Here is a 26,263-nt window from a genome sequence, read left to right as displayed (position 1 = left end):
GGACAATGGCATAAAATACTTTTTTAAGGGCCCCCTCTTGCCGCCATGAACGCCCCTCTCGCCAGCCACATCTTGAACGGGGCGATGCCGCCCGCAACACCCGCGCGCTTGCGCGAAATCCCCTACAACTACACGTCGTTTTCCGACCGCGAAATCGTGGGCCGGCTGTTGGGCGAAGACGCCTGGAGCCTGCTGACCGACCTGCGCGGCGAACGCCGCACCGGCCGTTCGGCCCGGATGCTGTACGAAGTGCTGGGCGATATCTGGGTCGTGCGTCGCAACCCCTATCTGCAGGATGACCTGCTCGACAACCCCAAGCGCCGCAAGCAGCTCATCGAAGCCCTGCATCACCGCCTGGGCGAAATCGACCGTCGCCGCGAGCCCGGCGCGCCCGCCGAAGCCGGCCACGACCCGCATCGCGACGAAAAGGTCGTCGGGTTGCTGGCCCGAGCCCGCTCCGCCATCGCCGCCTTCGAAGGCGAGTTCGACCAGACCGCCATGATGCGCAAGCAGGCGCAGAAGGTGCTGGGGCGCATCACGGCGCGCGACAACATCAAGTTCGACGGCCTGTCGCGCGTGTCGCACGTGACGGACGCGACCGACTGGCGCGTGGAGTACCCCTTCGTGGTGCTGACGCCGGACAGCGAAGACGAGATCGCCGCGCTGGTCACCGCCTGTATCGAACTGGGCCTGACCATCGTGCCGCGCGGCGGCGGCACCGGCTATACCGGCGGCGCCATTCCGCTGACCTGGAAGTCGGCGGTCATCAACACCGAGAAATTCGACAAGCTGGGCAAGGTCGAGTCCTGTATCCTGCCCGGCCTCACCGAGCCCGTGGCCGTCATCCACGCCGGCGCCGGCGTGGTCACCAAGCGCGTCTCCGAAGCGGCCGAGGCTGCCGGTTTCGTTTTCGCCGTGGACCCGACCTCGGCCGAGGCCTCCTGCGTGGGCGGCAACATCGCCATGAACGCCGGCGGCAAGAAGGCCGTGCTGTGGGGCACCGCGCTGGACAACCTGGCCTGGTGGCGCATGGTCGATCCGGACGGCAACTGGCTGGAAGTAACGCGCCTGGACCACAACATGGGCAAGATCCATGACGTGGACGTGGCCCGTTTCGAGCTCAAGTGGTTCGACGGCAAGGGCAAGCCCGGCGAACGCCTGCTCAAGACCGAGACGCTGGAGATCCATGGCCGCGTCTTCCGCAAGGAAGGCCTGGGCAAGGACGTCACCGACAAATTCCTGGCCGGCCTGCCCGGCATCCAAAAGGAAGGTTGCGACGGCCTCATCACCTCGGCGCGCTGGGTGCTGCACCGCATGCCGCGCCACACGCGCACGGTCTGCATGGAGTTCTTCGGGCAGGCGCGCGACGCCATCCCGTCGATCGTCGAGGTCAAGGGCTACCTGGACGGCGAAGGCAAGGCGCGCGGCGCCATCCTGGCCGGCCTGGAGCATCTGGACGAACGCTACCTGCGCGCCGTGGGCTATGCCACCAAGAGCAAGCGCGGCGTCCTGCCCAAGATGGTGCTGATCGGTGACATCGTCGGCGACGACGAAGATGCGGTCGCCGCGGCCGCCAGCGAGGTCGTGCGCCTGGCCAACACGCGCCACGGCGAAGGCTTCGTGGCCGTCAGCCCCGAGGCGCGCAAGAAATTCTGGCTGGACCGCTCGCGCACCGCCGCGATCGCCCGCCACACCAACGCCTTCAAGATCAACGAAGACGTCGTGATCCCGCTGCCCCGCATGGGCGAATACACGGATCACATCGAGCGCATCAACATCGAGCTGTCCACCCGCAACAAGCTCAAGCTCCTGGGCGAGCTGGACGCCTACCTGTGCGCGCCCCTGCCCGTGGGCAAGGTGGACGACACCGACATCGAGGCCACCCGCGCCGAAGCGCTGGCCGAGCGGACGCGCCAGGCGATGGAACTGCTGGCCGCCACGCGCCAGCGCTGGCAGTGGCTGCTGGACAACCTTGACCTGCCGTTGGGCGACGCGCTGCCGCAGCTCGACGGCCTGGGCCTGGGCGACCTGCGCGACACGCTGACCGCGCGCCTGGCGGCGCAACCGGAGGCCCGCGTCTTCGAAGTGGTGCAGGACCGCACGATCCGCGTCTCCTGGAAGACCGAGGTACTCGCCGGCCTGCAGCGCGCCTATTCGGGCGCCACCTACAAGCAGATCGTCGACGAGCTCGTCGCCATCCATGGCCGCGTGCTCAAGAGCCGGGTATTCGTCGCGCTGCACATGCATGCCGGCGACGGCAACGTGCACACCAACATCCCGGTCAACTCGGACGACTACGAAATGCTGCGCGAGGCCCACGCGGCCGTCGAGCGCATCATGCAGATCGCCCGCGACCTGGACGGCGTGATCTCGGGCGAGCACGGCATCGGCCTGACCAAGTACGAGTTCCTGACCGAGGCCGAGCTGGCTCCGTTCCAGGACTACAAGCGGCGCGTGGACCCCAACGGCCACTTCAACGCCGGCAAGCTCATGCCCGGCGCCGACCTGCGCCACGCCTGGACGCCCAGCTTCAACCTGATGGGCCACGAGTCGCTCATCATGCAGCAGAGCGACATCGGCGCCATCTCGGAATCGATCAAGGACTGCCTGCGCTGCGGCAAGTGCAAGCCCGTGTGCGCCACCCATGTGCCGCGCGCGAACCTGCTGTATTCGCCGCGCAACAAGATCCTGGCGACGTCCCTGCTGGTGGAAGCCTTCCTGTACGAAGAGCAGACCCGCCGCGGCGTGAGCCTGAAGCACTGGGAAGAATTCGAGGACGTGGCCGATCACTGCACCGTCTGCCACAAGTGCTACAACCCCTGTCCGGTCGATATCGACTTCGGCGACGTGTCGATGAACATGCGCGCCGTGCTGCGCCGCATGGGCCGCAAGTCGTTCAACCCGGGCACGGCCAGCGCCATGTTCTTCCTGAACGCCAAGGATCCGGCCACCATCAACGCCACCCGCAAGGCCATGGTGGGCGTGGGCTACAAGGTCCAGCGCGCCGCGCACGACCTGTTCTCGGGCCTGGTGAAAAAGCAGACCGCCAAGCCGCCGGCCACCGTGGGCAAGCCGCCGCTGCGCGAGCAGGTGGTGCACTTCGTGAACAAGAAGATGCCCGGCGGGCTGCCCAAGCAGGCCGCGCGCAAGCTGCTGGACATCGAAGACGCGAACTACGTGCCGATCATCCGCGATCCCAAGGCCACCACGGCCGATACGGAAGCGGTGTTCTACTTCCCCGGTTGCGGCTCCGAGCGCCTGTTCTCGCAGGTGGGCCTGGCTACGCAGGCCATGCTGTGGCATGCGGGCGTGCAGACCGTGCTGCCGCCGGGTTACCTGTGCTGCGGCTATCCGCAGCGCGGCAACGGCATGACGGACAAGGCCGAGCAGATCATCACCGATAACCGGGTCCTGTTCCACCGCGTGGCCAACACGCTGAACTACCTGGACATCAAGACCGTGGTGGTCAGTTGCGGCACCTGCTATGACCAGTTGGCGGGCTATGAATTCGAGAAGATCTTCCCGGGTTGCCGCCTGATCGACATCCACGAATACCTGCTGGAAAAGGGCATCAAGCTGGAAGGGGCCAAGGGCGTGCGCTACATGTACCACGACCCCTGCCACACCCCCATGAAGCTGCAGGAGCCCATGAAGACCGTGCGCGCGCTGGTGGGCGACGGCGCGGTCAAGAGCGACCGTTGCTGCGGCGAATCGGGCACCCTGGCGGTCAGCCGGCCCGATATCTCCACGCAGGTGCGCTTTCGCAAGCAGGAAGAGCTGCTCAAGGGCGACGCCGCGATCCGCAGCGACGGCTTCACGGGCGACGTGAAGGTCCTGACCTCGTGCCCGTCGTGCCTGCAGGGCCTGTCGCGCTATGAAGGCGACACCGGCATGGAAGCCGACTACATCGTGGTCGAGATGGCGCGCCACATCCTGGGCGAAGGCTGGATGGAAGACTACGTGCGCCGCGCCAACGCGGGCGGGATCGAACGGGTCCTGGTCTAAACCCGACACGTCTTTCGTGCGAATGAAGCCGCGGCCAGCGATGGCCGCGGTTTTTTTTTCGCCCTTCCGCGCCCCTCTTGAAACCCAAAAAACCGATCCCATACTGGGATTGAAGCGATCAGACCTGCGGTCGTGGTTGTGGCGATTGCCTAGTGTCTGTATCGGTCCCTTTTTTCATTCGAGGAGACCCTTATGAGCAACTTTCCATTCAGCGACAGCGGCTTTGCGACCGCGTTCGACGCCATCCAGGAACACATGGGCCGCGTGCTGCGCGGCGCGGGCGTGCCCGCTGCCTTGCGCGCCACGCCGCAGGCCTACTTTCCGCCGGTCAACGTCGGCGTGTCGGGCGATTCCATCGAGGTCGTCGCCTTCGTGCCCGGCATGGAGCCGGACGCCCTGAACGTATCGATCGAAAAAAGCCTGCTCACCATCAGCGGCGAACGCAAGCCGCAGGAGCTGCCCGAGGGCGCCCGTTACTACGCGCGGGAACGCGCGCAGGGCCGTTACACGCGGGTGATCGAACTGCCTGCGGATGCGGACCCCGACAACGTGCAGGCGCGCTACACCGACGGCTGCCTGGCCATTTCCATCAAGCGCAAGGAATCGGCCAAGCCCCGTACCGTGACCGTGCAGTGAACCAGCCCGCAACCGCAAAGGAGTATCGATCATGAATGAACGCAAAGACCTGACCGTGCCCGCGGAAGGGGCGGTTTCCGAAAAGCGCGATGCGCGCGGCGTGACCGTGCCGGCCGTGGACATCTACGAAGACAAGGAAGGCATCACCCTGCTGGCGGATCTGCCCGGCGTATCCAAGGAGAGGCTGCGCATCAACGTCGAGGCCGACGTGCTGCAGATCGAGGGCGAAGCGTCGGTGGAGACGCCCAGCGACCTGCGGCTGGTGCTGGGCGAAATGCGCGCGCCGCTCTTTCGCCGGGCGTTCCGCCTGGGACAGGAGTTCGATCGCGCGCAGATCAGCGCCAGCCTGAAACAGGGCCTGCTCACGCTGCGCATCCCGCGCGTGCGCGAGGCGCAGCCGCGGCAGATTCCCGTCGTGGCGGGCTGACCCCGGAGCGGGGCGCCGCGCGGCGCCCCTGCGAAAAAAAGCCGCGGTCGTCGGACCGCGGCTTTTGCGCGAAAGGCAGGGCGACGCCGGGGGCGTCACTCCAGCTTGATGTTCGCCTTCTTGATGACGTCCGCCCAGGCGGCGCGCTCCTGTTCGGAATAGGCCTTGAAGTCCTGGGCCGACATCGGCATGGGAATGACGCCCATGTCCAGCATCTTCTGCGACACCGCCGACGACTTGAGCGTGGCGTCCAGGTCGGCCGACAGCTTCTTCACCACCGCTTCAGGCAGGCCGGCGGGGCCCACCAGGCCTTGCCAGGCGTACGCCGTGAAGTTGGCCACGCCCTGTTCGGCCATGGTCGGGACGTCCGGCAGCACCGGCACGCGATCCGGCGTGGCGGCAGCCAGCACGCGCAGTTTGCCGGCCTTGACGTTGGGCAGGCCCGAGCCCAGGTCGATGAACATCATGTCCACCTGGCCACCCAGCAGGTCCTGGATGGCGGGCGCGGCGCCCTTGTACGGCACGTGCAGCACGTTGGCGCCCGTGCGCTGCTTGAAGAGTTCCAGCGCCAGGTGATGCGGCGAGCCCGCGCCGGCCGAAGCCGACGTCAGTTTGCCTGGATCTTTCTTGGCGGCGGCGATCACCTCTTCGACCGTCTTGTACGGCGAGTTGACGTTCACGGCCAAGAGCAACGGGAACTTGGCGATCCCGCCGATATAGGTGAACTTGGCCGGATCGTAGGACAGCTTGGCGTACAGCGACGAATTGAAGGCCAGCGTGCCCGAGTCGGCCGTGCCGACCAGGTAGCCGTTGGGCTCCGCCTGGGCGATGGCCGTGGCGCCGATGATGGTGCCCGCGCCGGGGCGGTTCTCGACCACGATGGTCTGGCCCAGCGTCTTTTCCAGGCTGCTGGCCACCGTGCGCGCCACCACGTCGGTGCCGCCGCCGGCGGGATAGGGGACGATCCAGCGGATCGGTTGCGTGGGCCAGGATTGGGCGCAGGCCGCGGTGGCGGCCAGCGACAGGGCGGCAAGCGCCAGCAGGCGCTTTGCATGCTTGTGCATGGAGTGTCTCCTCGTGCGGGGTGTCGTGAGCGCGGCGCCCGCGTCGTTGATCGACGTCAACTTTGCGCCGCATTTTTTTGCGTCGCTATTATGCCTTGCGCCTACGCAAAAAGGGGGCCGCGCTTTGGGCCCCGTCAAATGCCCATGCCCGCGCCAGCCGCTTATTGCGGATCCGGATAGCTGCGCGCGCCGAAAATGGCCGAGCCGATACGCACTTCGGTCGAGCCTTCTTCGATGGCAAGTTCGAAGTCCCCGCTCATGCCCATGGACAGGCGGTCCAGCGAAACGCCGGGAATGCGCTCCTGCGCCAGGCGATCGCGCAGTTCGCGCAGCGCGCGAAAGCACGCGCGCACCTGGGCCGGATCGGGCGAATTGACGGCCAGCGTCATCAGGCCCCGCACGTGCAGCGTGGGAAAGTCCGCGGCGATGCGCCGCAGGAAGGGGGCAACGTCTTCGGGCGCCATGCCGTATTTGCTGGGTTCCGGAGAGGTCTTGACCTGCACCAGCACGTCCAGGGTCCGGCCCTCGTTTTGCAGGCGGCGGTGCAGGGCCTCGGCCAGTTCGACGCGGTCCAGGGACTGCACCTCCGCGGCGTCGCGGGCGGCGTCCTTGGCCTTGTTGGTCTGCAGGTGGCCGATCAGCACCCATTTCAGCCCGTGTCCCGCCAGCGCGACGGCCTTCTGGCGGATTTCCTGCGTCTTGTTCTCGCCGAAACGGGTCAGGCCCAGCGCCATGGCCTCGCGCAGGGCGTCCTCGCCGAACGTCTTGCTGACGGGCAGCAGGGTCACGCTGTCGGGGCGGCGGCCGGCGCGCTCGCAGGCCTCTCGGATGCGTTGCTGGATCCGGGCGAGGCGCCCGGCCATGGTGTCTTCGGCGATCATGCAGCTCTCTGGCAAAAACGGGATGTCCCATAGTGTAGGACGTGCTCCGGACCTCCCGCCACGCGGGCGGTTTCAGGCGCTGGCCGCGCCCTTGACCCTGTCGTTGACCCTGTCAGAGCGGCAGGCTTAGAATTTGCGGAGATTTGTTTATATTTCAAAGTTCTATGCCGTCCGGCGCCGCCCATTCGGGCGACACGTTCCCCCCTCCTACTCAGCCCTTCCGCCATGTCCAGTGCAGCGCCCGAATACGCCTTTGCCACGCCGTTCCTGAATCCCCCCGCCTCGCCCATCCGATCGCTCATGCCCTACGCCATGCGTCCGGGCACCATTTCACTGGCCGGCGGATATCCGGCGCAGGAGCTGTTCGACGTCGACGGCCTGTCGATCGCGTCCACCCAGGTCACGGCCCGGCTGGGCACGTGCCTGCAGTACTCCAACATCGACGGCCAGGCCAGCTTGCGGCATGAGCTGGCGCGGCTGTCCGCGGCGCGCGGACTGGTCTGCAACGCCGACACGGAGCTCGCCGTGACGGGCGGATCGCAGCAGGCGCTGGCGCTGCTCACGCGCGTGATGCTGCAGCCCGGCGACCACGCCATCATCGAATCGCCGGCTTTCCCGAATTCCGTGCAGGCCTTGCGCTATACGGGGGCCACGGTGCACACCGTGCCCTCCGGCCCCGACGGCATCGACGTGGATGCGCTGGACGAGCTGGCTGCGCGCGTGAAGCCCAAGATGGTCTGCGTCGTCGCGTCGTTCTCCAATCCCTGCGGCGCCACCATCTCGCGCCAGCGCCGCCTGCGCCTGCTGGAACTGGCCGTCAAGCACCGCTTCCTCATCGTCGAGGACGATCCCTACAGCGAGCTGCGCTTTGCCGGCGAAGCCGTGCCACCCATCGCGGCGCTGGCCGAAGGCGAGGCGCGCCACTGGGCCGTGTACCTGGCCAGCATGTCCAAGACCATGGCCCCGGCGCTGCGGATCGGCTGGCTGGTCGCCCCGCCCGAGATCCGCCGCCGCTGCGTCGGCGCCAAGGCCGCCGACGACATGGCGTCCTCGGCCTGGATCCAGGAAATCGTGGCGCAGTACCTGGCCAATGGCCGCTACGACGAACACGTGCCGCGCATCCGCGCCGCCTATGGGCTGCGCTGCACGGCCATGGCCGAGGCCCTGGCGCGCGAGCTCGACGGCCGCATCACGTTCAGCAAGCCCGAGGGCGGCATGTTCTTCTGGGCGCGCCTGACGGGCGACGTGGACGCCACGCGCCTGCTGCCGTATGCCATCGAGCATGAAGTGGTCTACGTGCCCGGCAAGGCGTTTTACGCCGACGCGGCGCAGGCGGACCTCTACGCCATGCGCATGTCGTTCGCGACCATGAACGAAAGCCAGATCGCGCAGGGCATGGTCCGCCTGGGCCGCGCGCTGGACGCGTGCCAGGCCAACGAGCCGGTGTCCATTTCGCTGGCGGCTTGACCTCGCGCAGCGTCGCGCCCGCCTCGCATTGCTATCCTTTCCGCACTTGCCCGCCGGCGCGAGCCGGCGGCAAGTCCCGGCATGCCGGGCATACCCAAATAAGCGCCCGTTATTTGGCGGGGGCGCTTCATGTCGATAAGCTTCTTGCCTCGGCGCGCGTTCGCGCCCGGTAGCAGAACAGGAATCCAGGTCATGAACATTGCAAAAGGGTGGGTAGGCGCGGCGCTGTTGTTGGCGGCGGCGCAGGGAGCTCAGGCGGCGACGCTGGACGTCGTGAAGCAGCGCGGCGCCGTGGCTTGCGGCACGACCACGGGCTTCGCGGGATTCTCCGCGCCCGACGCGCAAGGCAAGTGGCAGGGCCTGGACGTGGACCTGTGCCGCGCGGTGGCCGCGGCGGTCTTCGGCGACGCGGACAAGATCAAGGTGGTGCCGCTCAATTCGCAGCAGCGCTTTACCGCGCTGCAATCCGGCGAGATCGACGTGCTGACGCGCAACACCACCGTGACGCAGCAGCGCGACACGGCGCTGGGCATCATCCACGCCGGCATCAATTTCTACGACGGCCAGGGCTTCCTGGTGCCGAAGTCGCTGGGCGTGAAGAGCGCCAAGGAGATCAACGGCGCCACGATCTGCCTGCAGACCGGCACGTCCAACGAAAACACCCTTGCCGACTGGGCGCGCGCCAACAACGTGACGTACAAGCCCGTCGTCATCGAGACCTTCAACGAAGTGGTCAATGCCTTCGCGTCCGGGCGCTGCGACGTGTTCTCGACGGACGCCTCGGGCCTGGCGTCGATCCGCATCTCCAAGCTGCAGAATCCGGACGACTATGTGGTGCTGCCCGAGATCATCTCCAAGGAGCCGCTGGGCCCCTTCGTGCGCCAGGGCGACGACGCCTGGCTCAACATCGTCCGCTGGTCGCTGTCGGCCATGATCGAAGCCGAAGAGTACGGCGTGACGTCCAGGAACGTGGATGAACAGACCCGAAGCGCCAACCCCAACATCAAGCGCATCCTGGGCGTGACGCCCGGCAGCGGCGCCAACCTGGGGCTGGATGAAAAATGGGCCTACAACATCGTCAAGCAGGTGGGCAACTACGGCGAAAGCTTCGAGCGCAACGTGGGCGAGGGCAGTCCGCTCAAGATCAAGCGCGGCCTGAATGCGCAATGGACGCAGGGCGGATTGATGTACGCGCTGCCGATCCGCTGACGAACCCAGGGCGTTTCGTTTTGCCTATCCGCGCCGATAAACCTGCGCGATCTTCACGAAGGCGGCGCGCAGTTCCCGCGTGCCGCCCTGGAAGATCACCGGTTTGCCGCGGTGCGTGAACACCACCAGCCGCTTTGAAAACACCATGGGCACGAAGCGCGCGTAACGCACGTCTTCCCATGCCACCTCGCGCCGCGTGAACCAGGTCTGGCGCAGGCCGTGTTCGTCGATGGTGGTGATGGACGTCTGCATGTGCCAGGACACGAACAGCAGCGCCACAAAGCACAGCACCACCGCCACCGCCAGCAGCGTATCGAAGGGCTGTGCGGGCGCGCGGATCGCGGTGGTCACGACCTGCACGCCCAGGATCGCCAGCAGCACCCAGGTCAGGATGCGCACCCAGTCCGGCCAGGCCTGGCCCGACAGGGGCAGCGGGCCGATGGCGCGGAGCAGCGCCGGGAGGTCTTCGGGCGCGGGGTCGGCATTGGGCGTGGTCATGCGGACCGGATCAGGCGGCACGCTTGGCGGCGATGGCGTTGCCGGCGCGGCTGGAACCCTTGCGGTTCAGGTGTCCGGACATCCATTGCCCGATGTCGACCACGGCGTCGAAGTCCACGCCCGTGTCGATGTCCAGGCCGCGCAGCATGTACAGCACGTCTTCGGTCGCGACGTTGCCGGTGGCGCCCTTTGCGTAGGGGCAGCCGCCCAGGCCGGCCACCGAGGTGTGGAAGATGGAAATGTCCGTCTCCAGCGCCGCGAGGATGTTGGCCAGCGCCTGGCCGTAGGTGTCGTGGAAATGGCCGGACACGCGCGCCGGGTCGACCACGCGGGTGACGGCGGCCATCACTTCGCGCACGCGCTTGGGCGTGCCCACGCCGATGGTGTCGGCCACGTCGATCTCGTCGACCTGCATCGCCAGGTAGCGTTGCGCCACGTCCACCACGGCTTCGACGGGAACTTCGCCCTGGTAGGGGCAGCCCAGCGCGCAGCTGATGCTGCCGCGCACGCGGATGCCGGCCTCGCGGGCGGCCTGGACCACGGGTTCGAAACGCGCGATGGATTCAGCGATGGAACAGTTGATGTTCTTCTGGGAGAAGGCTTCGGACGCCGCGCCGAAGATCACGATTTCGTCCGCGCGGGCGGCCAGTGCGCCTTCGAAGCCCTTCATGTTGGGGGTCAGCACCGAGTAGATGGTGCCGGGGCGGCGCTCGATGCGCGCCATCACGTCTGCGCCGTCGGCCATCTGCGGCACCCATTTGGGCGAGACGAACGAGGCGGCTTCCACATTGGGAAAGCCCGCGGCGCTCAGGCGGTTGACCAGTTCGACCTTGATGTCGGTGGGGACGAATTCCTTTTCGTTCTGCAGGCCGTCGCGAGGCGACACCTCGACGATCTTTACGCGGGAGGGCAATGCCATGTCTCTTCCTGTTTCGGTATTGGATGACCGGCGCGGCGAGGCCGCGGCGCCATCGCCCATATTAGCGCCATCGCATGCGGCGCCGCTGCGGCCCTAGTGCAAACGCTGGTAGCGGCCATCGTCCAGCCGGGCGATGCGGCCCTGCAATTCCAGGTCGAGCAGTTGCGCCTGCAGCACGGCGGTATCGAGCCCGCATCGCGCCTGGATGGCATCCAGGTGCAGCGGGTCATAGCCCAGCGCATCCAGCACCGGATGGGCGGCGCGCGCGGGGGACGGCTCGGTGCGCGGGGCCTGCGCCGGCGTCGGCCCGCCGCCCAGTTCGTCGGTGATGTCGGCGGCGGTCTCCACCAGCTTGGCGCCCTGGCGGATCAGCGCATGGCAGCCGCGCGACAGTGGCGAATGGATCGAGCCCGGGATGGCGAAGACTTCGCGGCCGCTCTCGCCCGCCAGCCGGGCGGTGATGAGCGACCCGCTTTGCTTGGCGGCCTCGACCACCAGGACGCCGCGCGCCAGGCCCGCCACGATGCGGTTGCGCTTGGGAAAGTGCTGGGGCCGCGCGCCGGTGCCCAGGGGCAGTTCGGACACCAGCGCCCCATGCGCCGCGATGCGGTGCGCCAGGTCGCGGTGGCTGGCCGGGTAGACGCGATCGATGCCCGTGCCCATGACCGCCACGGTGCCGGCGCCGTCGGGGCCGGCATCCAGCGCGCCTTCATGCGCGGCGGCGTCGATGCCCAGCGCCAGGCCGCTGACCACGCGCCAGCCGTTCGCCGCCAGGTGCCGGGCAAAGGCGCGCGCGTTTTCCTGTCCGCCCGGCGTCGCATTGCGCGCGCCCACGACCGCCAGCGACGGCCCCTGCAGGAACGCGGGATCACCCGCCACGTAGAGCAGGATCGGCGGATCGGCGATCGTCAGCAGGCTTTGCGGATAGGTGGGATCGGCCAGGGTCAGGATGTGGCGGCCGGGGGCCTGCACCCATTCCAGCGCCCGCGCCACCTGCTCGGCCATGTCCGCCGGCATGGGCGCCGCCAATTGCCGCGCCAGCGCGTCGGGCACATGGCGCGCAAGCGCCGTGGCGCGTTGCGCGTAGATCTGCTCGGGCAGGCCCAGCGCGCTCAGAAGCATGCAGGCGGTGGCGGAACCGATATTCGGTTCGAGGGACAGCCGCAGCCAGGCGGATAGTTCGTCGGAGGATTGCGTAAGCGGCATGGAACGGGCGCGAGAAAGGCGTCGTGGGTCCGAGAGTGTCGCACGCGCCGGGCAGGCCGGCGGCGGCGGGGTGGATCGATACGCGCGGGACCGGCAAGGCAAGGGCGCCGCCTGTGAAAAAAAGCGTGCCGGGGCAATGTCCGCAATCCCCGAATTAGCCGAAAACTATTAGAAATCAATACTCTAATGAATTAAACTCTTGTGTACGCATCACTCTGGCGATCCCCTTTCAATGGCTTTACTTCCCATCCTTCGCTACCCGGACCCGCGCTTGCACAAAAAGGCCAAGCCGGTCGCCGAGGTCGATGACCGCATCCGGCAGCTCGTGCGCGACATGGCGGAAACCATGTACGACGCGCCTGGCGTCGGCCTGGCCGCAACCCAGGTCGACGTGCACGAACGCGTCGTCGTGATCGATGTGTCCGAGGACAGCAATCAACTGCTGACCCTGATCAACCCCGAGATCACCTGGCGCAGCGACGACTACAAGATCTACGAAGAAGGCTGCCTGTCCGTTCCCGGCATCTACGACGAAGTCGAGCGCGCCTCGCGCATCCGCTGCAAGGCGCTGGACATCGACGGCAAGCCGTTCGAGTTCGAGGCCGATGGCCTGCTGGCCGTGTGCGTGCAGCACGAGCTGGATCACCTGGAAGGCAAGGTGTTCGTGGAATACCTGTCGAACCTCAAGCAGAACCGCATCAAAACCAAGCTCAAGAAAGCCGAGCGCGAAGCCTTGCGCGCGTAGGTCGGCCCTTAACCCCATGCGCATCGTCTTTGCCGGTACCCCGGAATTCGCCCGTATCGCGTTCGACGCCCTGCGGGCGGCCGGCCACGAAATCCCCCTCGTCATGACGCAGCCGGACCGCCCCGCGGGGCGGGGCCTGAAGCTCACGCCCAGCCCGGTCAAGCAGGCGGCCGTGGAGGCGGGCATCCCCGTCGCCCAGCCGCGCAGCCTGCGGCTGGACGGCCGCTATCCCGACGAGGCCGCCGAGGCCCGCCAACTGCTGGAAAGCGTGGCGCCGGACGTGATGGTGGTGGCCGCCTACGGGCTGATCCTGCCGCAATGGGTGCTGGAACTGCCGCGCCTGGGCTGCCTGAACATCCACGCGAGCCTGCTGCCGCGCTGGCGCGGCGCGGCGCCGATCCAGCGCGCCATCGAAGCCGGCGACGCGCGCACCGGCGTCACCATCATGCAGATGGACCAGGGGCTGGATACGGGGGACATGCTGCTCGAACGCATCGTGCCGATTTCGGACGAGACCAACGCGGCGCAGTTGCATGACGCGCTGGCGGTGGCGGGCGGCGAAGCCATCGTCGAGGCGCTGGCCGCGCTGGCCGAAGGTGGCCGTGGCCTGACCCCGCGCAAGCAGCCCGAAGCGGGCGTGACCTACGCGGCCAAGCTGGACAAGGCCGAAGCCGCGCTCGATTGCAGCCAGCCGGCCGCGTTGCTGGCGCGTCGCGTGCGGGCCTTCAATCCCGTGCCCGGCGCCAGCATCCGCCTGCCCGGCCTGCCCGATGCCGTGAAGGTCTGGCGCGCCCAGGCGCTGGACGAGACCGCCACGGCCGCGCCGGGCAGCGTCCTGCGCGCGGACGCGGCAGGGATCGACATTGCCACGGGCCAGGGCGTGCTGCGCCTGCTGGAGCTGCAGAAGGCCGGCGGCAAGCGCCAGCCCGTGGATGTGTTCGTGCGCGGCTGGCAGCCGGCCTGAGCGTTGCCGCCCGCCCGGCTCACCCCTGGCGGGTAGCCGCCAGCAGATCCACGTAGGCGCCCGACAGCAACTGTTCGGGCGCGACGCCCAGCCCGGCCATCAGCGTGCGGGCTTCTTCCATTCCTGCCTCGACGGTCTCGTCTTCGCGCAGCACCACCTCCAGCTCCAGAAACTCGCCCAGGCCTTCGACCCGGTCCAGGTGGATGCGCGTGCGTCCGGCCATGAATACCGTCCGCTGCTTCTTGACGCGGCGGGTCACGCCATAGGCGTGCGAAAGCGTGTCGCGCAGGGCGTCGGGGGCGTCCGTGGGCGCGATCACGTAGAAGCTTTCCTTGGGGCCGGTATCGTCGGCGCGTTGGTAGAAGATCAGCTCGCCCGTGCCGTTCGCAAAGGCGCGCAGCTTCAGCCGCCCGGTCTCGCACGCGAAGAACGTGTCGTCCTGGTCGATGCGGGCGGGCTCCTTGCCGGACAACGCCGCAGCCAGGGGGACGATGGCCTCCAGGCTATCGACCCGGGCCTTGATTTCGACATTGCGCGCCATGCAGGTTTCCCGGTCAGTAGAGTGAACCGGCGACGCGGGCCGGCAGGTCGCGATCATAGGCGACGCCGTCGAAGGTGCCGGCGGTGAGGTCGGAGAGGATCCGGCCCACGCTGGGCAGCGCGGTGCGCGCGATCTGCGTTTGCGGATCCCACAGGCGCGAGCGCAGCAGCGCCCGGGAACACTGGAAATACACGGTGTGCACGTCGACGATCAGCACGGAACGCGGCAGCTTGCCGTCCATCTCGAAGCGCGCCAGCAACGCCGGGTCCACGCTGATGCGCGCCGTGCCATTGACGCGCAGCGTCTCGCCGACGCCCGGCACCAGGAACAGCAGCGCCACGCGCGGATCGGCGATGACGTTGAGCAGGCTGTCCACGCGGTTGTTGCCGCGGCGGTCGGGCAGCAGCAGCGTCTTCTCGTCCTGCACCACCACGAATCCGGCGGGGTCGCCGCGCGGCGAGGCGTCCAGCCCGTCCGGTCCCGCGGTGGCCAGCAGCGCGAAAGGCGCGGCCTCGATGAACGCGCGGTAGTGCGGGTGCACATGGTCCACTTCCTTTTTCAAGGAGGCTTCGCCGGGCGAACCGTAGAGCGCTTGCAGGGCGAGGGCGTCGGTAATCAGATGGGCGGGGTCGATGTGCATGGGTACGGGGCGTTATGCCAGGGCGTTGGAAAGGTCTGCGACCGTCAGGAACAGCTCGTCCGGGCCACGGCCGCGCAGGGCGTCGACATGGTTATAACCCCAGGCAACCGATCCGACCCGCACGCCGGCCTTGCGGGCGGCGTCGATATCGCGCATTTCGTCGCCCACCAGCAGGAAGCGCTCGGGCGCCGTGCCATGCTGCCTGAGCAGGCGGTCGATCTTTGCGGCCTTGCCGAAGAGGTCGGTGCCGCATTCGTAGTCGTCAAACAGCGCCGCGGTTTCCTCGCCCAGCACGCGCTTGACGTTCTCGACGGAATTGGAGCTGACGATCGCCAGCCGCAGGCCGCTCGCCTTCAGGCGGGCGAGCGCTTGCGGAATGCCGTCGAACAGCTGGACGCTGGGATCGATCTCCTGCATCAGCGTGCGCACGTGCGTCATGATCGCCGGCAGCTTCCACAGCGGGATGTTCAGGTACTTCAGGATTTCGCCGGCATCGCGGCTGCGCAGGGCTTCGCGTTCCGAGGCGTCGATCTTGCGGAAGTGGTATTTGTCCGCGACAGTGTTCAGGATGGCGTTGAACCACGGCATGGTGTCCGCCAAAGTCCCGTCGAAGTCGAATGCAGCAATGTCGTATTTCAATTCTTGGAATCCAGTGCCGGCAGGCGGGGCAGGGGCCATGCACGCTGGCAGGCGCCCTGCGCCGTCCCTAAACGCCGTGCGGGTGAAGGAGATAGTGCACGACCGGCGCCAGCCCTTCAAGCGGCGGCGCGCCGGCCACCACGCGCGCGGCGTTCGTCCACGGGTAGTCCAGGGCCAGCAACCAGCCGAACACGGCCGCCGTGTCGCCGGGGGGCAGGTTCACCATGGTTTCGATCGTGATGGTCAGCCGCTTGGCGCGGTACGGGTCGGGCTGGAAGACCCAGTCGTAGCGGCCACAGCCCACGCGCACGTTGCCGGTGGCCTTCTCCGTCATGCCCACCAGCCAGTCGCACTGGTAATCGGGCAGGCGCGCGTCCGCCTCGGGGCGCGACAGAAAGAAGGTGTAGACGTTGTCGTAGGTCTGGCCGAATTTGCGCACCAGCGTGTCGGTGATGGCGGCCAGGCCATGCGACTCGGGCGGAAAGGCGATGGCCTGCGTGCGCAGCGCCATCTTCAACACGGCGTCCGGCGCGAAGGCGCGGGCCATGTAATGGGGGCGGTTCTCGTCCTTGGCGTGAAAATAGTCGCGCAATACGGACTCGGTGCAGGCGGGGATCAACGAATCGGTGGGCATTGCGAGGGGCTTCCGTTCAGGTGTCGGGAGTAGGGGTCAGGGCTTTCTGACCGGATCGAACCATTTCGTGATGTTGGGCGGCTCGTAAATGGCATAGCGATCCAGCAGCAAGGCGGGGTCTTCCTCAACCACCAGCATGTCGCGATGCTGGGGACGGATAAATGCTTCTTCCACGGAGTGGTTGATGAATTGCATCAGGGCATCGTAATACCCCGCGATGTTGAGCAATCCGCAGGGCTTCTGGTGCATGTTGAGCTGCGCCCAGGTCCACACCTCGAAAAACTCTTCGAGCGTGCCGGCGCCGCCCGGCAGGGCGACGAAGCCGTCGGCCTTCTCCATCATCATCGCCTTGCGTTCGTGCATGTTCTGCACCATGTGCAGCTCCGTCAGCCCCAGGTGCGCCTGTTCTTTCTTGAGCAGCAGTTCCGGGATCACGCCGATCACGCGGCCGCCGGCGGCCAGCACCTCGTTGGCCACCACGCCCATGATGCCGACCACCGACCCGCCGTACACCAGGCCCAGGTCGCGCTTGACGAGTTCACGGGCCAGCACGCGCGCCTGCTCGACGTAGTCCGGCCGGGTGCCGGGGTTGGAACCGCAATACACGCAGATATTCTTGAGATTCATAAACAAGGGGTCAGAGGGCTGGCCGCGTTACAGATTGCGTCACGCCGCCTTTTCGCGAAGCCGATAGTTTACGCAAGGTTGAGAGGGACCCTTGCCCGGGCGCGGCGCCGTCGAACCCGCGAGGCGGGCAATGTTTGGACACAGCATGTTCCGGCACGGCCGGTAGACTGGGGATTGCTAATACGACTGGAAGTCCAGCGTCGTGCTGCTTTCACGGACTATGAGGAGCCTACGATATGGAACAAGCAACCCGCACCCCGCAGCAGGCCAAGCGTCCTTTCGATATGGATGTGCAGGCGATCCGCGCCAAGGCGCGCAAGGACATCGAGTCTGGCGCCATCACCGATACCTATCGGGCTGATCGCGAAACCGTGCTGAAGCTGCTGAACGAAGCGCTGGCCACGGAGGTGGTCTGTGTGCTGCGCTACAAGCGCCACCACTTCATGGCTCGCGGCTTGAACGCCGAGCCCGTCGCCGCGGAATTTGCCGAGCACGCGGCGCAGGAACAGGAACATGCCGACAAGCTGGCCGAGCGCATCGTGCAGCTCGGCGGCGAGCCGAACCTGTCGCCCAAGGGCCTGCTGGAGCGCAGCCACTCGGAATACGTCGAAGGCAATTCGCTGGAAGAGATGATCAAGGAAAACCTGATCGCCGAGCGCATCGCCATCGACAGCTATCGCCAGATGATCGAATACATCGGTGAACAGGATTCCACCACGCGCCGCCTGCTGGAGGAGATCCTGGCGGTGGAAGAGGAACACGCCGACGACCTGTCGGACTTCCTGGCCAAGTCGTGATGGGGCAGTGACCGTCCGCGCGGCCGCTTGAGCCGCCGGTCAAAACGCCGGCCGGCGCGTGTTGACGCGCCGGCCGGCGTTTTTTTTGAAGTCAGATCGCGTCGGCCCAGAGATCGTATTCGTCGGAATCGGTGACGCGCACGCGCACCATGTCGCCCGCCTTCAGGGGCTGGTCCGAACTGACGTAGACGCAGCCATCGATTTCCGGCGCGTCGCCCGCGCTGCGGCCCACGGCGCCGTCCTCGTCGACTTCGTCGATCAGCACGTCGATCTCGCGGCCGACCTTGCGCGCCAGCCGCTGCGTCGAGATGGTCTGCTGCAACGCCATGAAGCGTTCCCAGCGGTCCTGCTTGACGTCGTCCGGCACCGGATCGTCCAGCAGATTGGCGGGCGCACCCTCAACCGGCGAATACTGGAAACAGCCCACGCGGTCGAGCTGCGCCTCCTGCATCCAGTCCAGCAGGTACTGGAAGTCTTCCTCGGTTTCGCCGGGAAACCCCACGATGAACGTCGAGCGGATCGTGAGGTCCGGACAGATCTCGCGCCAGCGCTTGATGCGCGCGAGCGTCTTGTCTTCGAAGGCCGGACGCTTCATGGCCTTCAGGATGCGCGGGCTGGCGTGCTGGAAGGGAATGTCCAGGTAGGGCAGGATCTTGCCCTCGGCCATCAGCGGGATCACCTCGTCCACGTGCGGGTACGGGTACACATAGTGCAGCCGCGTCCACACGCCCATTTCGGACAGGGCCACACAGAGCTCGGTCATGCGCGTCCTGACCGGGCGGCCGTTCCAGAAGCCGCTGCGGTACTTCATGTCCACGCCATACGCGCTGGTGTCCTGCGAGATCACCAGCAGTTCCTTCACGCCTGCCTTCACCAGGCGCTCGGCTTCGTTCAGCACGTCGCCCACCGGACGGCTGACCAGGTCGCCGCGCATCGAGGGGATGATGCAGAAACTGCAACGATGGTTGCAGCCTTCCGAGATCTTCAGATAGGCATAGTGGCGCGGCGTGAGCTTCACGCCCTGCGGCGGCACCAGGTCCACGTACGGATTGTGGTCCTTGTTGGGCGGCGCGGCGCTGTGCACGGCGCGCACCACCTCTTCATATTGCTGGGGACCGGTCACCGACAGCACGCTGGGATGCACGTCGCGGATCACCGATTCCTCGACGCCCATGCAGCCGGTCACGATGACCTTGCCGTTCTCGGCGATGGCCTCGCCGATGGCTTCCAGCGATTCGGCCTTGGCGCTGTCGATGAACCCACAGGTGTTGACCACGACGACGTCCGCGTCGTTGTATTCGGGCGTGACTTCGTACCCTTCGGTGCGCAGCTGGGTCAGGATGCGCTCGGAGTCGACCAGGGCCTTGGGACAGCCGAGGGACACGAATCCCACGCGCGGCGCGCGGCCGGGGGCCGCTCCTTGCGCCGCCGTCGCAATCGCGTCCAGGGTCGAGCTGTTGCCGTTGCTGGCGGCGCTGCCGGCGCCTTTGCCGGGCCGGGATCGTTCAAGAATTTCCAATCTGGTTCACCGTAGGTTCGCGCACGGGCATAGGCGGTGCGGCGGGGTAATCGTCAAAGGGTCGGGATCAGGCAGTCGCGTCCTGCGAGGTCAGGTCGCGCAGCGTTTCCGGATACAGCATGGCCACCCGCAGCAATGTCTGCGCGGCGCCCGAGGGGTTGCGCCGGCCTTGCTCCCAATCCTGCAAGGTGCGCACGCTCACGCCCAGCAACGCCGCGAAATCCGCCTGCGGCAGGCCGACGCGATTGCGCGCTTCGCTGATATGCGACGCCTGCCACCGGACGGACCGGGCAGGCTGGACAGCCTTATTCATGACTCAATCAATGGGAGGGGGCGGTGCGGCATTCATCCGTGCCGGCGGGAGTTTGGCCGGCGGCCGCACCGATTGGGATAGCGGGGCAGCGCAGGATTATACGGCATTGCCGTAGGCGCGGATAGCACGCGATGACGGGGCCGGTCTTGCAACGGGGGACGGAAAGGGGCAAGGCAGTGATCTGGACGCGCGATTCAGGCCGCGGCGCGGCGATACAGCGCCAGCATGCCCGCCAGTCCGGGATGGGGTCCTGGTCGGAAGGACGCTCCTTTGCTTCATTGGTGGTCTTCTCCGACTACATGCGCCATAGATGGGCATACGAATTTCAAATCGGAGGCCTTTTGCAATTGTTCACTGTGTTCTATAGCGAATCTTTTGCCGTCGTGGGGACGAAAATGCAATGGGACCACAAGAAGCAAGACTACATCGTCACGAAAGCTTGGGGGCCAGGCGACTCAGTCGTTGACGAGGCATTCGAAGGTACGACTTGTGCCAGCGGCTGAGTCGGGGGTGGATACCATGTCGCGTGAAGGCGCCCTAGAAGGGCAGCAAGTGTTGGTTCGCATTGAAAACTGACCCGGCGTTTGCGGAGACTCGGCAAATCCGTGTGGCATGTCCTGATATTGGGCTAGACTTGACATTTCATTTCTAACTAATTCTGGACGTAAGCAACCCGCCATGAGCCTCCTTCCCGTTTGCCGCGCGGCAACGCTTCTGCCCTTGATCGCCGTAGTCAGCGGGTGCGCCATGCACTCCGCCAAGTTGACGCCGCCGCCGGCAGCGGCGGCACACATCCGGCTGAAAGACCCCGTCGCTTTCGACAGCACTTATGCGGGTTCGGTGCGTGAGTTCCGACTCGCGGCCGGCGACTATCGTCCCGTTGGCGAAGATCGGGAGGGGGCCTATTACAAAGGCCCGCCAATGTGCTTCAGAGAGGTCTGGACCAAAGTTAGTTGGGCAATCAAGGACGAGATGTTGCATCGTGGCACCTTCGCGGACTGTGGCATTTTCGTGCCGAAGAATGCGTCGCTTCCCGCCAAGGGCTTCCTGAGCCCGCGCACGCAAACCGCTTACCTGCCGGCTGACCAAATGGCCGCGGAGAATGCGCGCCAAGCGGCGGCATTAGATCAAGCCCGCGCGGTGGCGGAATTGCCCCGCGCCGATCAGGCAACAGACAAGGCAATTCAGGACCTGTCGGCAACGCTGCCGGCGCAAGGGGCTGCGGCGCCATCGCCAGGCATGACATCGCTTCAGGCGGGCGTGGGAGGCGCCATCGGGATGGGTATCGTTCAAGCCATGATTGCCGCAGATGACGGAGACATAGCATTCCTGTCTGCCCAACCCCTGGGCAATCGGCTGCGCGAGGCCATCGAGTTCATTGACGGCCCAGTAGGCGCGCCCGTGGCGCAGGCAAAATAAGCGCTAAGCATTGGCGCGGCACGGCGGGGAAGGCGCCAGCAGAGCGGCAATGAGCGCAAGCGCCGATCGATATGCGGGCGCTGCGTGGCCCGCCATGGTGGATCAGGGCGCCGCCCGCCGGTACAGCGCCAGCGTCCCCGCCAGTCCGATCAGCAGCCCCCCGCAGACCCGGTTCAGCCAGCGCAGGCCGCCCGTCTGGAAGGCGCGCACCATCTGCGCGCCGAGCGCCGCGTAGGCCAGCATCGCAGCGATGTTCATCAGCGCCATGACGGCGGCCAGGAGGGCGTATTGGGCGGGCAGGGGCGCGGCGGGATTGATGAATTGGGGCAGGAAGGCCGACATGAAGAGCAGGGCCTTGGGGTTGGTCAGGGCGACGACGAAGCTGCGCAGGCCCAGCGCCAGTCCCGCCGGGCGGGCGTCTCGGGGCGCCTCGGAAGGCAGCGTGAGCGCCGCGTCCGACCGCAGGAGCTTCCAGCCCAGCCACGCCAGATAGGCCGCGCCGACCCATTTGACGATCTGGAAGGCGACCTCCGAGGCGGCCAGCACCACGCCCAGGCCGCAGGCCACCGCGCCGATCAGGACCAGGTCGGCCAGCACCGCGCCGCCCATGCCCCAGCAGGCCGCCCGCACGCCGTGGCGCGAGCCGTTGCTCATGGCAAGCAGCACGGTGGGGCCGGGCGTGATGATGGTGACGGCCGAAGCCAGGACGAACAGCAGCAGGGTGGCGAGGGTCATGGAGGGCCTCCGGGACAGGGAGCCAGTGTGCCGCGACCGCCGCCGTCCGTCCAGGTCCGGGCTACCATAGCGGTCTTACTCTTTGATTTCGCACCAATGTCCACGCGTTCCGATACTCCCCATCTGGCTCCTCCGCTCTCATCCGTCCTTCTTGCCAGCGCGGGGGTGGTCGAGGGCGTGCTGGATGGCCGCTCGCTCACGGAGGCGCTGGCCGACGTCGATCCGGCCTTGCGGCCGGCCACGCAGGCCGTGTCGTTCCATGCGATGCGCTATCTGGGCTGGGCCGACGCGGTCGGCCGCGAAATGGTGCAGCGCTATCCCAGCGTGTTTTTCGAATCCCTGCTGCTCGTGTCGCTGACGCTGCTGAAGGAAGCGGGCGGCGCGGCCGAAAGCCTGCCCGGCATGCCGGTCTACGCGCCGCATACGGTCGTGGACCAGGCGGTGACCGCGGCGGCCGGCTCGCGCAGCCTTGCGTCCTATAAAGGCATGCTCAATGCCTGCCTGCGTCGTTTCCTGCGCGAACGCGCCGCGCTGGAGGCCGCGGTGGCCGACAGCCCCGAAGCGCAATGGAACCATCCCGGCTGGTGGGTCAAGCTGCTTGCTGTGGCCTATCCGCGCGAATGGCGCGAGATCCTGGCGGCCGCCAATGTCCCGGCCCCGCTGACCCTGCGGGTCAACCGCCGGCGCGCCACCCGCGAACAGGTGCTGGCCGCGTTCGCGGATGCCGGCCTGGCGGCCCAGCCCGTGGGCCAGTCGGGCGTGGTGCTCGCCACCCCCAAGCCCGTGGTGCAGCTCCCTGGCTTTGCCGAGGGCTGGTGGTCGGTGCAGGACGCGGGCGCGCAGCTCGCGGCCGAACTGCTGGCGCCCGCCGACGGCATGCGGGTCCTGGACGCCTGCTCGGCGCCTGGCGGCAAGACCGCGCACCTGCTGGAGCTCGCCGACGTCGACCTGCTGGCCCTGGACGCCGATGCCGACCGCCTGGTCCGCGTGGAACAGAACCTGGCGCGGCTGGGCCTGGCCGGCGAGCATGTCCGGCTGAAGGCCGCCGATGCCGCCGACCTGGACGCCTGGTGGGACGGCAAGCCCTTTGACGCGGTGCTGGCCGACGTGCCGTGCACGGCGTCGGGCATCGTGCGCCGCCACCCCGACATCCGCTGGCTGCGCCGCGAAAGCGACCTGCGCCGCACCGCCAGCCTGCAGACCCGGATCCTGGATGCGCTGTGGACCACCGTGGCTCCCGGTGGCCGCCTGCTCTACGTCACCTGCTCGGTTTTCCCCATCGAAGGCACCCGCCAGGCCCTGGAGTTCCTGCAGCGCCACCCGGATGCGACGCGGCTCGATGCCCCCGGCCAATTGCTGCCTGTTGCTGTCGATGCAACACCCGCGGCGCAACACGACGGATTTTTCTACGCCTTGTTTGCCAAGCAGTCCTGAATCCCCAAGAATAGGGGCATGACGTAGTTCCGGTGCCGTATGTCCATTATTTCGCGCTTATTTCTTGGGTTGTTGCTGGTAACTGCCTTGCTTTCCTCCGCGCCGGGTGGATTGGCTCATGCATCGGAAGCCCGCGTGACGCGGGTGGATCCGATGGTGCGCGACGGCAACCTCGAAATCGATGCGGATATTGAGTTCGAACTCAACCAGCAGTTGCGGGATGCCGCCCAGCGCGGCGTCGCCCTGTATTTCACGGCCGACCTCACCATCACCCAGGAGCGCTGGTACTGGTTCGACAAGTCGCTGGTGGACACCTCCCGCACCTGGCGCGTGGTCTATAACGCGCTGACCCGCCAGTGGCGCGCGGGCGTGGGCGAGCTGACCTTTCCGGTGGCCTCGCTGGACGACGCCATGAGCCTCATCCGCCACATCCGCAATTGGCGGGTCGCGGACGCTGGCGATTTCGACGTGGGTGTGCAATACGATGGGCAGTTGCGCCTGCGGCTGGACACGTCGCTCTTGCCCAGGCCGTTCCAGGTGAACGCCTTGAACAGCAGTTCCTGGGCCCAGGCGACCCCTTGGATGGACTTCTCGTTCATGCTTGGCGACAAGGAGAAAGACCCCTCATGAGGCTTTTGCTTCGGCTGGCGCTGATGGTGGGCGCCGTGAGCGGACTGGCGCTGCTGGGCCTGCTGGCCTGGTCCACCGGAAACGCCTCGCGCTTTGCGCGCTACTACGACACGCTGCTGGTCCTGAACGGCATTTTCGCGCTAGCGCTTTTCGTCTGGGTGGTCGCGCTGACGGTGCGGCTGGCGCGGCAGATCCGGCGCCGGCAATTCGGCGCGCGGCTCACCGCGCGCTTTTCGCTGGCGTTCGCGCTGATCGGCGTGGTCCCGGGCGCGCTCATCTACACCGTGTCGGTGCAGTTCATGTCGCGCTCGATCGAGTCCTGGTTCAACGTCCGTGTGGACACCGCGCTGGAGGCCGGGCTGAACCTGGGTCGCGCCGCGCTGGACTCGCTGCTGGCGGACCTGGACGCGCGCGCCCGCTCGATGGCGATGGAACTGAACCGCAGCACGGACAGCGGCGTGACGCTGGCGCTGACGCGGCTGCGCGAGGCCAATGGGGTGCAGGAGGCCATGGTGTTCACGGGCAGCGGGCGCATGGTGGCGTTCTCGACCAGCCAGTACGGCGAGCTTTTGCCCGCCGCGCCGCCGCCCACCGTGATGAACCAGCTACGGCTGGCGCGCGGCTATTCCGCGGCGGAAGCCGACGATCCGGTCACGCCCGGCGCAGAGGGCGGCCTGCACCTGCGCGTGGTGATTCCGCTGAACGGCCCGGACCGCTACGACAACCTGCTCGGCCCGGCCTCCGAGCCGCGCTGGCTGCAACTGCTGCAGCCGGTGCCCGAACAGATCGCGCACAACGCCAACCTGGTTCAGCAGGGCTTTCGCGATTACCAGGAACTGGCGCTGTCGCGGCTGGGCCTGCGCAAGCTTTACGGCATTACGCTGACGCTGGCGCTGCTGCTGGCGGCCTTTGGCGCCATCGCGGTGGCGCTGTCCCTGTCCAAGCGCCTGGTGCGCCCGCTGCTCAGCCTGGCGGGCGGCACGCAGGCGGTGGGCGTGGGCGATTACCGGCCCCTGCCCGAGCCCCCCGAACGCGACGAAGTCGGCCAGCTCACCCGTTCGTTCAATGCCATGACGCGCCAGCTCGACGAGGCGCGCCGCATGGTCGAAAGCAACCGCCAGCAGCTCGAGCGTTCCAACGTCTACCTGGAAAGCGTGCTGTCCAACCTGTCTTCCGGCGTGTTGGTGTTTGACGAAGCGTTCCGCGTCACCACGGTCAACCAGGGCGCCCAGACCATCCTGGGCGCGGACCTGCGTTCGGTCATCGGCCGCCCGCTGGAGACCGCGGACGGGATGCTGGAATTCGCCAACATCGTGCGGCAGGCCTTTTCCACCCACGCCGCGGTCGGCTCCGAGCGCCAGCACTGGCAGCAGCAGTTCGAGATCGCGCCTGCGCAGGGCGAGGGGGCGGCGCCCTCCCAGCCGCTCACCTTGCTCGCGCGGGGCACGCATCTGCGCGTGGACGGGCGCGGCAACGGCTATCTGGTGGTGTTCGACGACATCACCGAAGTGATTTCCGCCAACCGGACGGTGGCGTGGGGCGAGGTGGCGCGCCGCCTGGCCCACGAGATCAAGAATCCCCTGACGCCGATCCAGCTGTCGGCCGAGCGCCTCGCCATGAAGCTGGAGGGCAAGCTGCCCCCCGCCGAGGCGCAGATCGTCGAGCGTTCCACCAATACCATCGTCAACCAGGTGGCTTCGCTCAAGCAGATGGTGGACGATTTCCGCGAGTACGCCCGCACGCCGCCCGCCATCATGCAGCGCATCGACTTCAACGCGCTGGTGGCGGACGTGCTGTCGCTCTACGGCTGGGAGCCCGACGGCGCCTCGCCGCGCCTGACCGGAAAGGCCCTGAATCTGGATGTGAGCCTGGGCGCGGACCTGCCGGACATCGAAGGCGATCCGACCCAGCTTCGCCAGGTGATCCACAACCTGCTTTCCAACGCCCGCGACGCGATCGCGGAAATGGGCGGGCAGGGCCGCGTCAGCGTCACAACCCAGCTCATGCGCAGCGAGCAGCCCGATCGCGTGGCCCATCAGGCGCTGCGTTTCACGGTGGCGGACACCGGCCCGGGCTTCCCGCCGCAGGTGATGCAGCGCGCGTTCGAGCCCTACGTAACCACAAAGTCCCACGGGACTGGGTTAGGATTGGCAATCGTCCGCAAGATCGTGGAAGAGCATGGCGGGCGTATCGACCTTGCAAACCGCAAGGAAGGAGGGGCGCGGATTTCCATCCTGTTGACCCGGCTGGCGCCGGGGGCCGACACTATGGACGCGACCGCGCAAGAAAAGGATAATGCGGCTACGCAATAGGT

The 26,263-nt window shown here is 67.0% G+C and carries 25 protein-coding genes; 12 read left to right on the top strand and 13 right to left on the bottom strand.

Annotated elements, in window-relative coordinates; genetic code table 11:
* The first annotated feature begins 45 nt into the window (after window positions 1-45).
* From BMW75_RS10880 to BMW75_RS10870, 3 genes are all read left to right on the top strand, one after another.
* Window positions 46-4,005 (top strand): DUF3683 domain-containing protein, encoded by a 3,960-nt coding sequence (locus BMW75_RS10880; RefSeq protein WP_092579225.1) that lies wholly within the window; start codon window positions 46-48, stop codon window positions 4,003-4,005.
* A gap of 192 nt (window positions 4,006-4,197) precedes the next feature.
* Window positions 4,198-4,641: an Hsp20/alpha crystallin family protein gene (locus BMW75_RS10875; protein ID WP_092579223.1), complete on the top strand. Its 444-nt coding sequence runs from the start codon at window positions 4,198-4,200 to the stop codon at window positions 4,639-4,641.
* A gap of 31 nt (window positions 4,642-4,672) precedes the next feature.
* The gene (locus BMW75_RS10870; protein WP_076518541.1) at window positions 4,673-5,068 is read left to right on the top strand and encodes an Hsp20/alpha crystallin family protein; all 396 of its coding nucleotides are present in this window, start codon (window positions 4,673-4,675) and stop codon (window positions 5,066-5,068) included.
* Window positions 5,069-5,163: 95 nt separating this feature from the next.
* Here the strand turns inward: BMW75_RS10870 and BMW75_RS10865 are convergent, their stop codons facing one another.
* Window positions 5,164-6,132 carry a Bug family tripartite tricarboxylate transporter substrate binding protein gene (locus BMW75_RS10865; RefSeq protein ID WP_092579221.1) on the bottom strand — a complete coding sequence of 323 codons (969 nt, stop codon included), beginning with the start codon at window positions 6,130-6,132 and terminating at the stop codon, window positions 5,164-5,166.
* A gap of 161 nt (window positions 6,133-6,293) precedes the next feature.
* A complete protein-coding gene (locus BMW75_RS10860; RefSeq protein WP_092579219.1) occupies window positions 6,294-7,013 on the bottom strand; it encodes a YggS family pyridoxal phosphate-dependent enzyme in 720 nt (239 codons plus the stop codon).
* A 225-nt stretch (window positions 7,014-7,238) separates the two neighbouring features.
* On the opposite strand from BMW75_RS10860, the gene BMW75_RS10855 reads away from it, so the two are divergent.
* Window positions 7,239-8,480, top strand: a complete 1,242-nt coding sequence (locus tag BMW75_RS10855) for an aminotransferase-like domain-containing protein (protein ID WP_092579217.1) — start codon at window positions 7,239-7,241, stop codon at window positions 8,478-8,480.
* Between the two features lie 192 nt (window positions 8,481-8,672).
* On the top strand, window positions 8,673-9,689 hold the full coding sequence (locus BMW75_RS10850) for an amino acid ABC transporter substrate-binding protein (protein WP_076518545.1): 1,017 nt from the start codon (window positions 8,673-8,675) through the stop codon (window positions 9,687-9,689).
* Window positions 9,690-9,713: 24 nt separating this feature from the next.
* Here BMW75_RS10850 and BMW75_RS10845 read toward each other — a convergent pair whose 3' ends face one another.
* From BMW75_RS10845 to dprA, 3 genes are all read right to left on the bottom strand, one after another.
* Window positions 9,714-10,187 carry a hypothetical protein gene (locus tag BMW75_RS10845; protein ID WP_076518546.1) on the bottom strand — a complete coding sequence of 158 codons (474 nt, stop codon included), beginning with the start codon at window positions 10,185-10,187 and terminating at the stop codon, window positions 9,714-9,716.
* Window positions 10,188-10,197: 10 nt separating this feature from the next.
* The gene (locus BMW75_RS10840; protein WP_092579215.1) at window positions 10,198-11,106 is read right to left on the bottom strand and encodes a hydroxymethylglutaryl-CoA lyase; all 909 of its coding nucleotides are present in this window, start codon (window positions 11,104-11,106) and stop codon (window positions 10,198-10,200) included.
* Window positions 11,107-11,199: 93 nt separating this feature from the next.
* Window positions 11,200-12,312 (bottom strand): DNA-processing protein DprA, encoded by a 1,113-nt coding sequence (dprA, locus tag BMW75_RS10835; RefSeq protein WP_092579213.1) that lies wholly within the window; start codon window positions 12,310-12,312, stop codon window positions 11,200-11,202.
* A 232-nt stretch (window positions 12,313-12,544) separates the two neighbouring features.
* Here dprA and def point away from each other — a divergent pair, with 232 nt between their 5' ends.
* Window positions 12,545-13,057: a peptide deformylase gene (gene def / locus BMW75_RS10830; protein WP_076518549.1), complete on the top strand. Its 513-nt coding sequence runs from the start codon at window positions 12,545-12,547 to the stop codon at window positions 13,055-13,057.
* Window positions 13,058-13,073: 16 nt separating this feature from the next.
* Window positions 13,074-14,021: a methionyl-tRNA formyltransferase gene (fmt, locus tag BMW75_RS10825; protein ID WP_076518550.1), complete on the top strand. Its 948-nt coding sequence runs from the start codon at window positions 13,074-13,076 to the stop codon at window positions 14,019-14,021.
* A gap of 19 nt (window positions 14,022-14,040) precedes the next feature.
* Here fmt and BMW75_RS10820 read toward each other — a convergent pair whose 3' ends face one another.
* The 5 genes from BMW75_RS10820 to BMW75_RS10800 form a co-directional block, all read right to left on the bottom strand.
* Window positions 14,041-14,562, bottom strand: coding sequence for a class IV adenylate cyclase (locus BMW75_RS10820; RefSeq protein WP_092579211.1), 522 nt, complete (start codon window positions 14,560-14,562; stop codon window positions 14,041-14,043).
* 13 nt (window positions 14,563-14,575) lie between these two features.
* Window positions 14,576-15,202 carry a pyridoxamine 5'-phosphate oxidase family protein gene (locus tag BMW75_RS10815; protein WP_076518552.1) on the bottom strand — a complete coding sequence of 209 codons (627 nt, stop codon included), beginning with the start codon at window positions 15,200-15,202 and terminating at the stop codon, window positions 14,576-14,578.
* Window positions 15,203-15,214: 12 nt separating this feature from the next.
* On the bottom strand, window positions 15,215-15,841 hold the full coding sequence (locus BMW75_RS10810; protein ID WP_092579209.1) for an HAD-IA family hydrolase: 627 nt from the start codon (window positions 15,839-15,841) through the stop codon (window positions 15,215-15,217).
* 67 nt (window positions 15,842-15,908) lie between these two features.
* Window positions 15,909-16,475, bottom strand: a complete 567-nt coding sequence (locus BMW75_RS10805) for a hypothetical protein (RefSeq protein ID WP_092579207.1) — start codon at window positions 16,473-16,475, stop codon at window positions 15,909-15,911.
* A 36-nt stretch (window positions 16,476-16,511) separates the two neighbouring features.
* Complete coding sequence (locus BMW75_RS10800; protein WP_076518555.1) at window positions 16,512-17,102, bottom strand: LOG family protein; 591 nt, start codon at window positions 17,100-17,102, stop codon at window positions 16,512-16,514.
* Window positions 17,103-17,338: 236 nt separating this feature from the next.
* Between BMW75_RS10800 and BMW75_RS10795 the strand changes: the two genes are divergently transcribed.
* Complete coding sequence (locus BMW75_RS10795; RefSeq protein ID WP_076518556.1) at window positions 17,339-17,899, top strand: ferritin-like domain-containing protein; 561 nt, start codon at window positions 17,339-17,341, stop codon at window positions 17,897-17,899.
* Between the two features lie 91 nt (window positions 17,900-17,990).
* Here BMW75_RS10795 and rimO read toward each other — a convergent pair whose 3' ends face one another.
* Window positions 17,991-19,337: a 30S ribosomal protein S12 methylthiotransferase RimO gene (gene rimO / locus BMW75_RS10790; protein WP_092579543.1), complete on the bottom strand. Its 1,347-nt coding sequence runs from the start codon at window positions 19,335-19,337 to the stop codon at window positions 17,991-17,993.
* A 148-nt stretch (window positions 19,338-19,485) separates the two neighbouring features.
* A complete protein-coding gene (locus BMW75_RS10785; protein ID WP_076518557.1) occupies window positions 19,486-19,731 on the bottom strand; it encodes a helix-turn-helix domain-containing protein in 246 nt (81 codons plus the stop codon).
* A gap of 678 nt (window positions 19,732-20,409) precedes the next feature.
* Between BMW75_RS10785 and BMW75_RS10775 the strand changes: the two genes are divergently transcribed.
* Window positions 20,410-21,150, top strand: coding sequence for a hypothetical protein (locus BMW75_RS10775; protein ID WP_092579203.1), 741 nt, complete (start codon window positions 20,410-20,412; stop codon window positions 21,148-21,150).
* Between the two features lie 102 nt (window positions 21,151-21,252).
* Here the strand turns inward: BMW75_RS10775 and BMW75_RS10770 are convergent, their stop codons facing one another.
* Window positions 21,253-21,885, bottom strand: a complete 633-nt coding sequence (locus tag BMW75_RS10770) for a LysE family translocator (RefSeq protein WP_092579201.1) — start codon at window positions 21,883-21,885, stop codon at window positions 21,253-21,255.
* Window positions 21,886-21,981: 96 nt separating this feature from the next.
* Here BMW75_RS10770 and rsmB point away from each other — a divergent pair, with 96 nt between their 5' ends.
* The 3 genes from rsmB to BMW75_RS10755 are packed head-to-tail and all read left to right on the top strand — an operon-like array spanning window position 21,982 to window position 26,261.
* On the top strand, window positions 21,982-23,319 hold the full coding sequence (gene rsmB / locus BMW75_RS10765) for a 16S rRNA (cytosine(967)-C(5))-methyltransferase RsmB (protein ID WP_092579199.1): 1,338 nt from the start codon (window positions 21,982-21,984) through the stop codon (window positions 23,317-23,319).
* Between the two features lie 39 nt (window positions 23,320-23,358).
* A complete protein-coding gene (locus tag BMW75_RS10760; RefSeq protein WP_092579198.1) occupies window positions 23,359-23,949 on the top strand; it encodes a DUF4390 domain-containing protein in 591 nt (196 codons plus the stop codon).
* A complete protein-coding gene (locus BMW75_RS10755; RefSeq protein ID WP_092579196.1) occupies window positions 23,946-26,261 on the top strand; it encodes a sensor histidine kinase in 2,316 nt (771 codons plus the stop codon). Before BMW75_RS10760 ends, BMW75_RS10755 begins: the two co-directional genes overlap by 4 nt.
* The last annotated feature ends 2 nt before the right edge of the window (window positions 26,262-26,263 follow it).

The sequence above is a fragment of the Achromobacter sp. NFACC18-2 genome (genome assembly GCF_900108985.1).
In the GTDB taxonomy this organism is placed as follows: domain Bacteria; phylum Pseudomonadota; class Gammaproteobacteria; order Burkholderiales; family Burkholderiaceae_B; genus Achromobacter.
The sequence above is the reverse complement of the archived record's forward strand: the minus strand, read 5'-3'. Positions and strand labels throughout refer to the sequence as shown.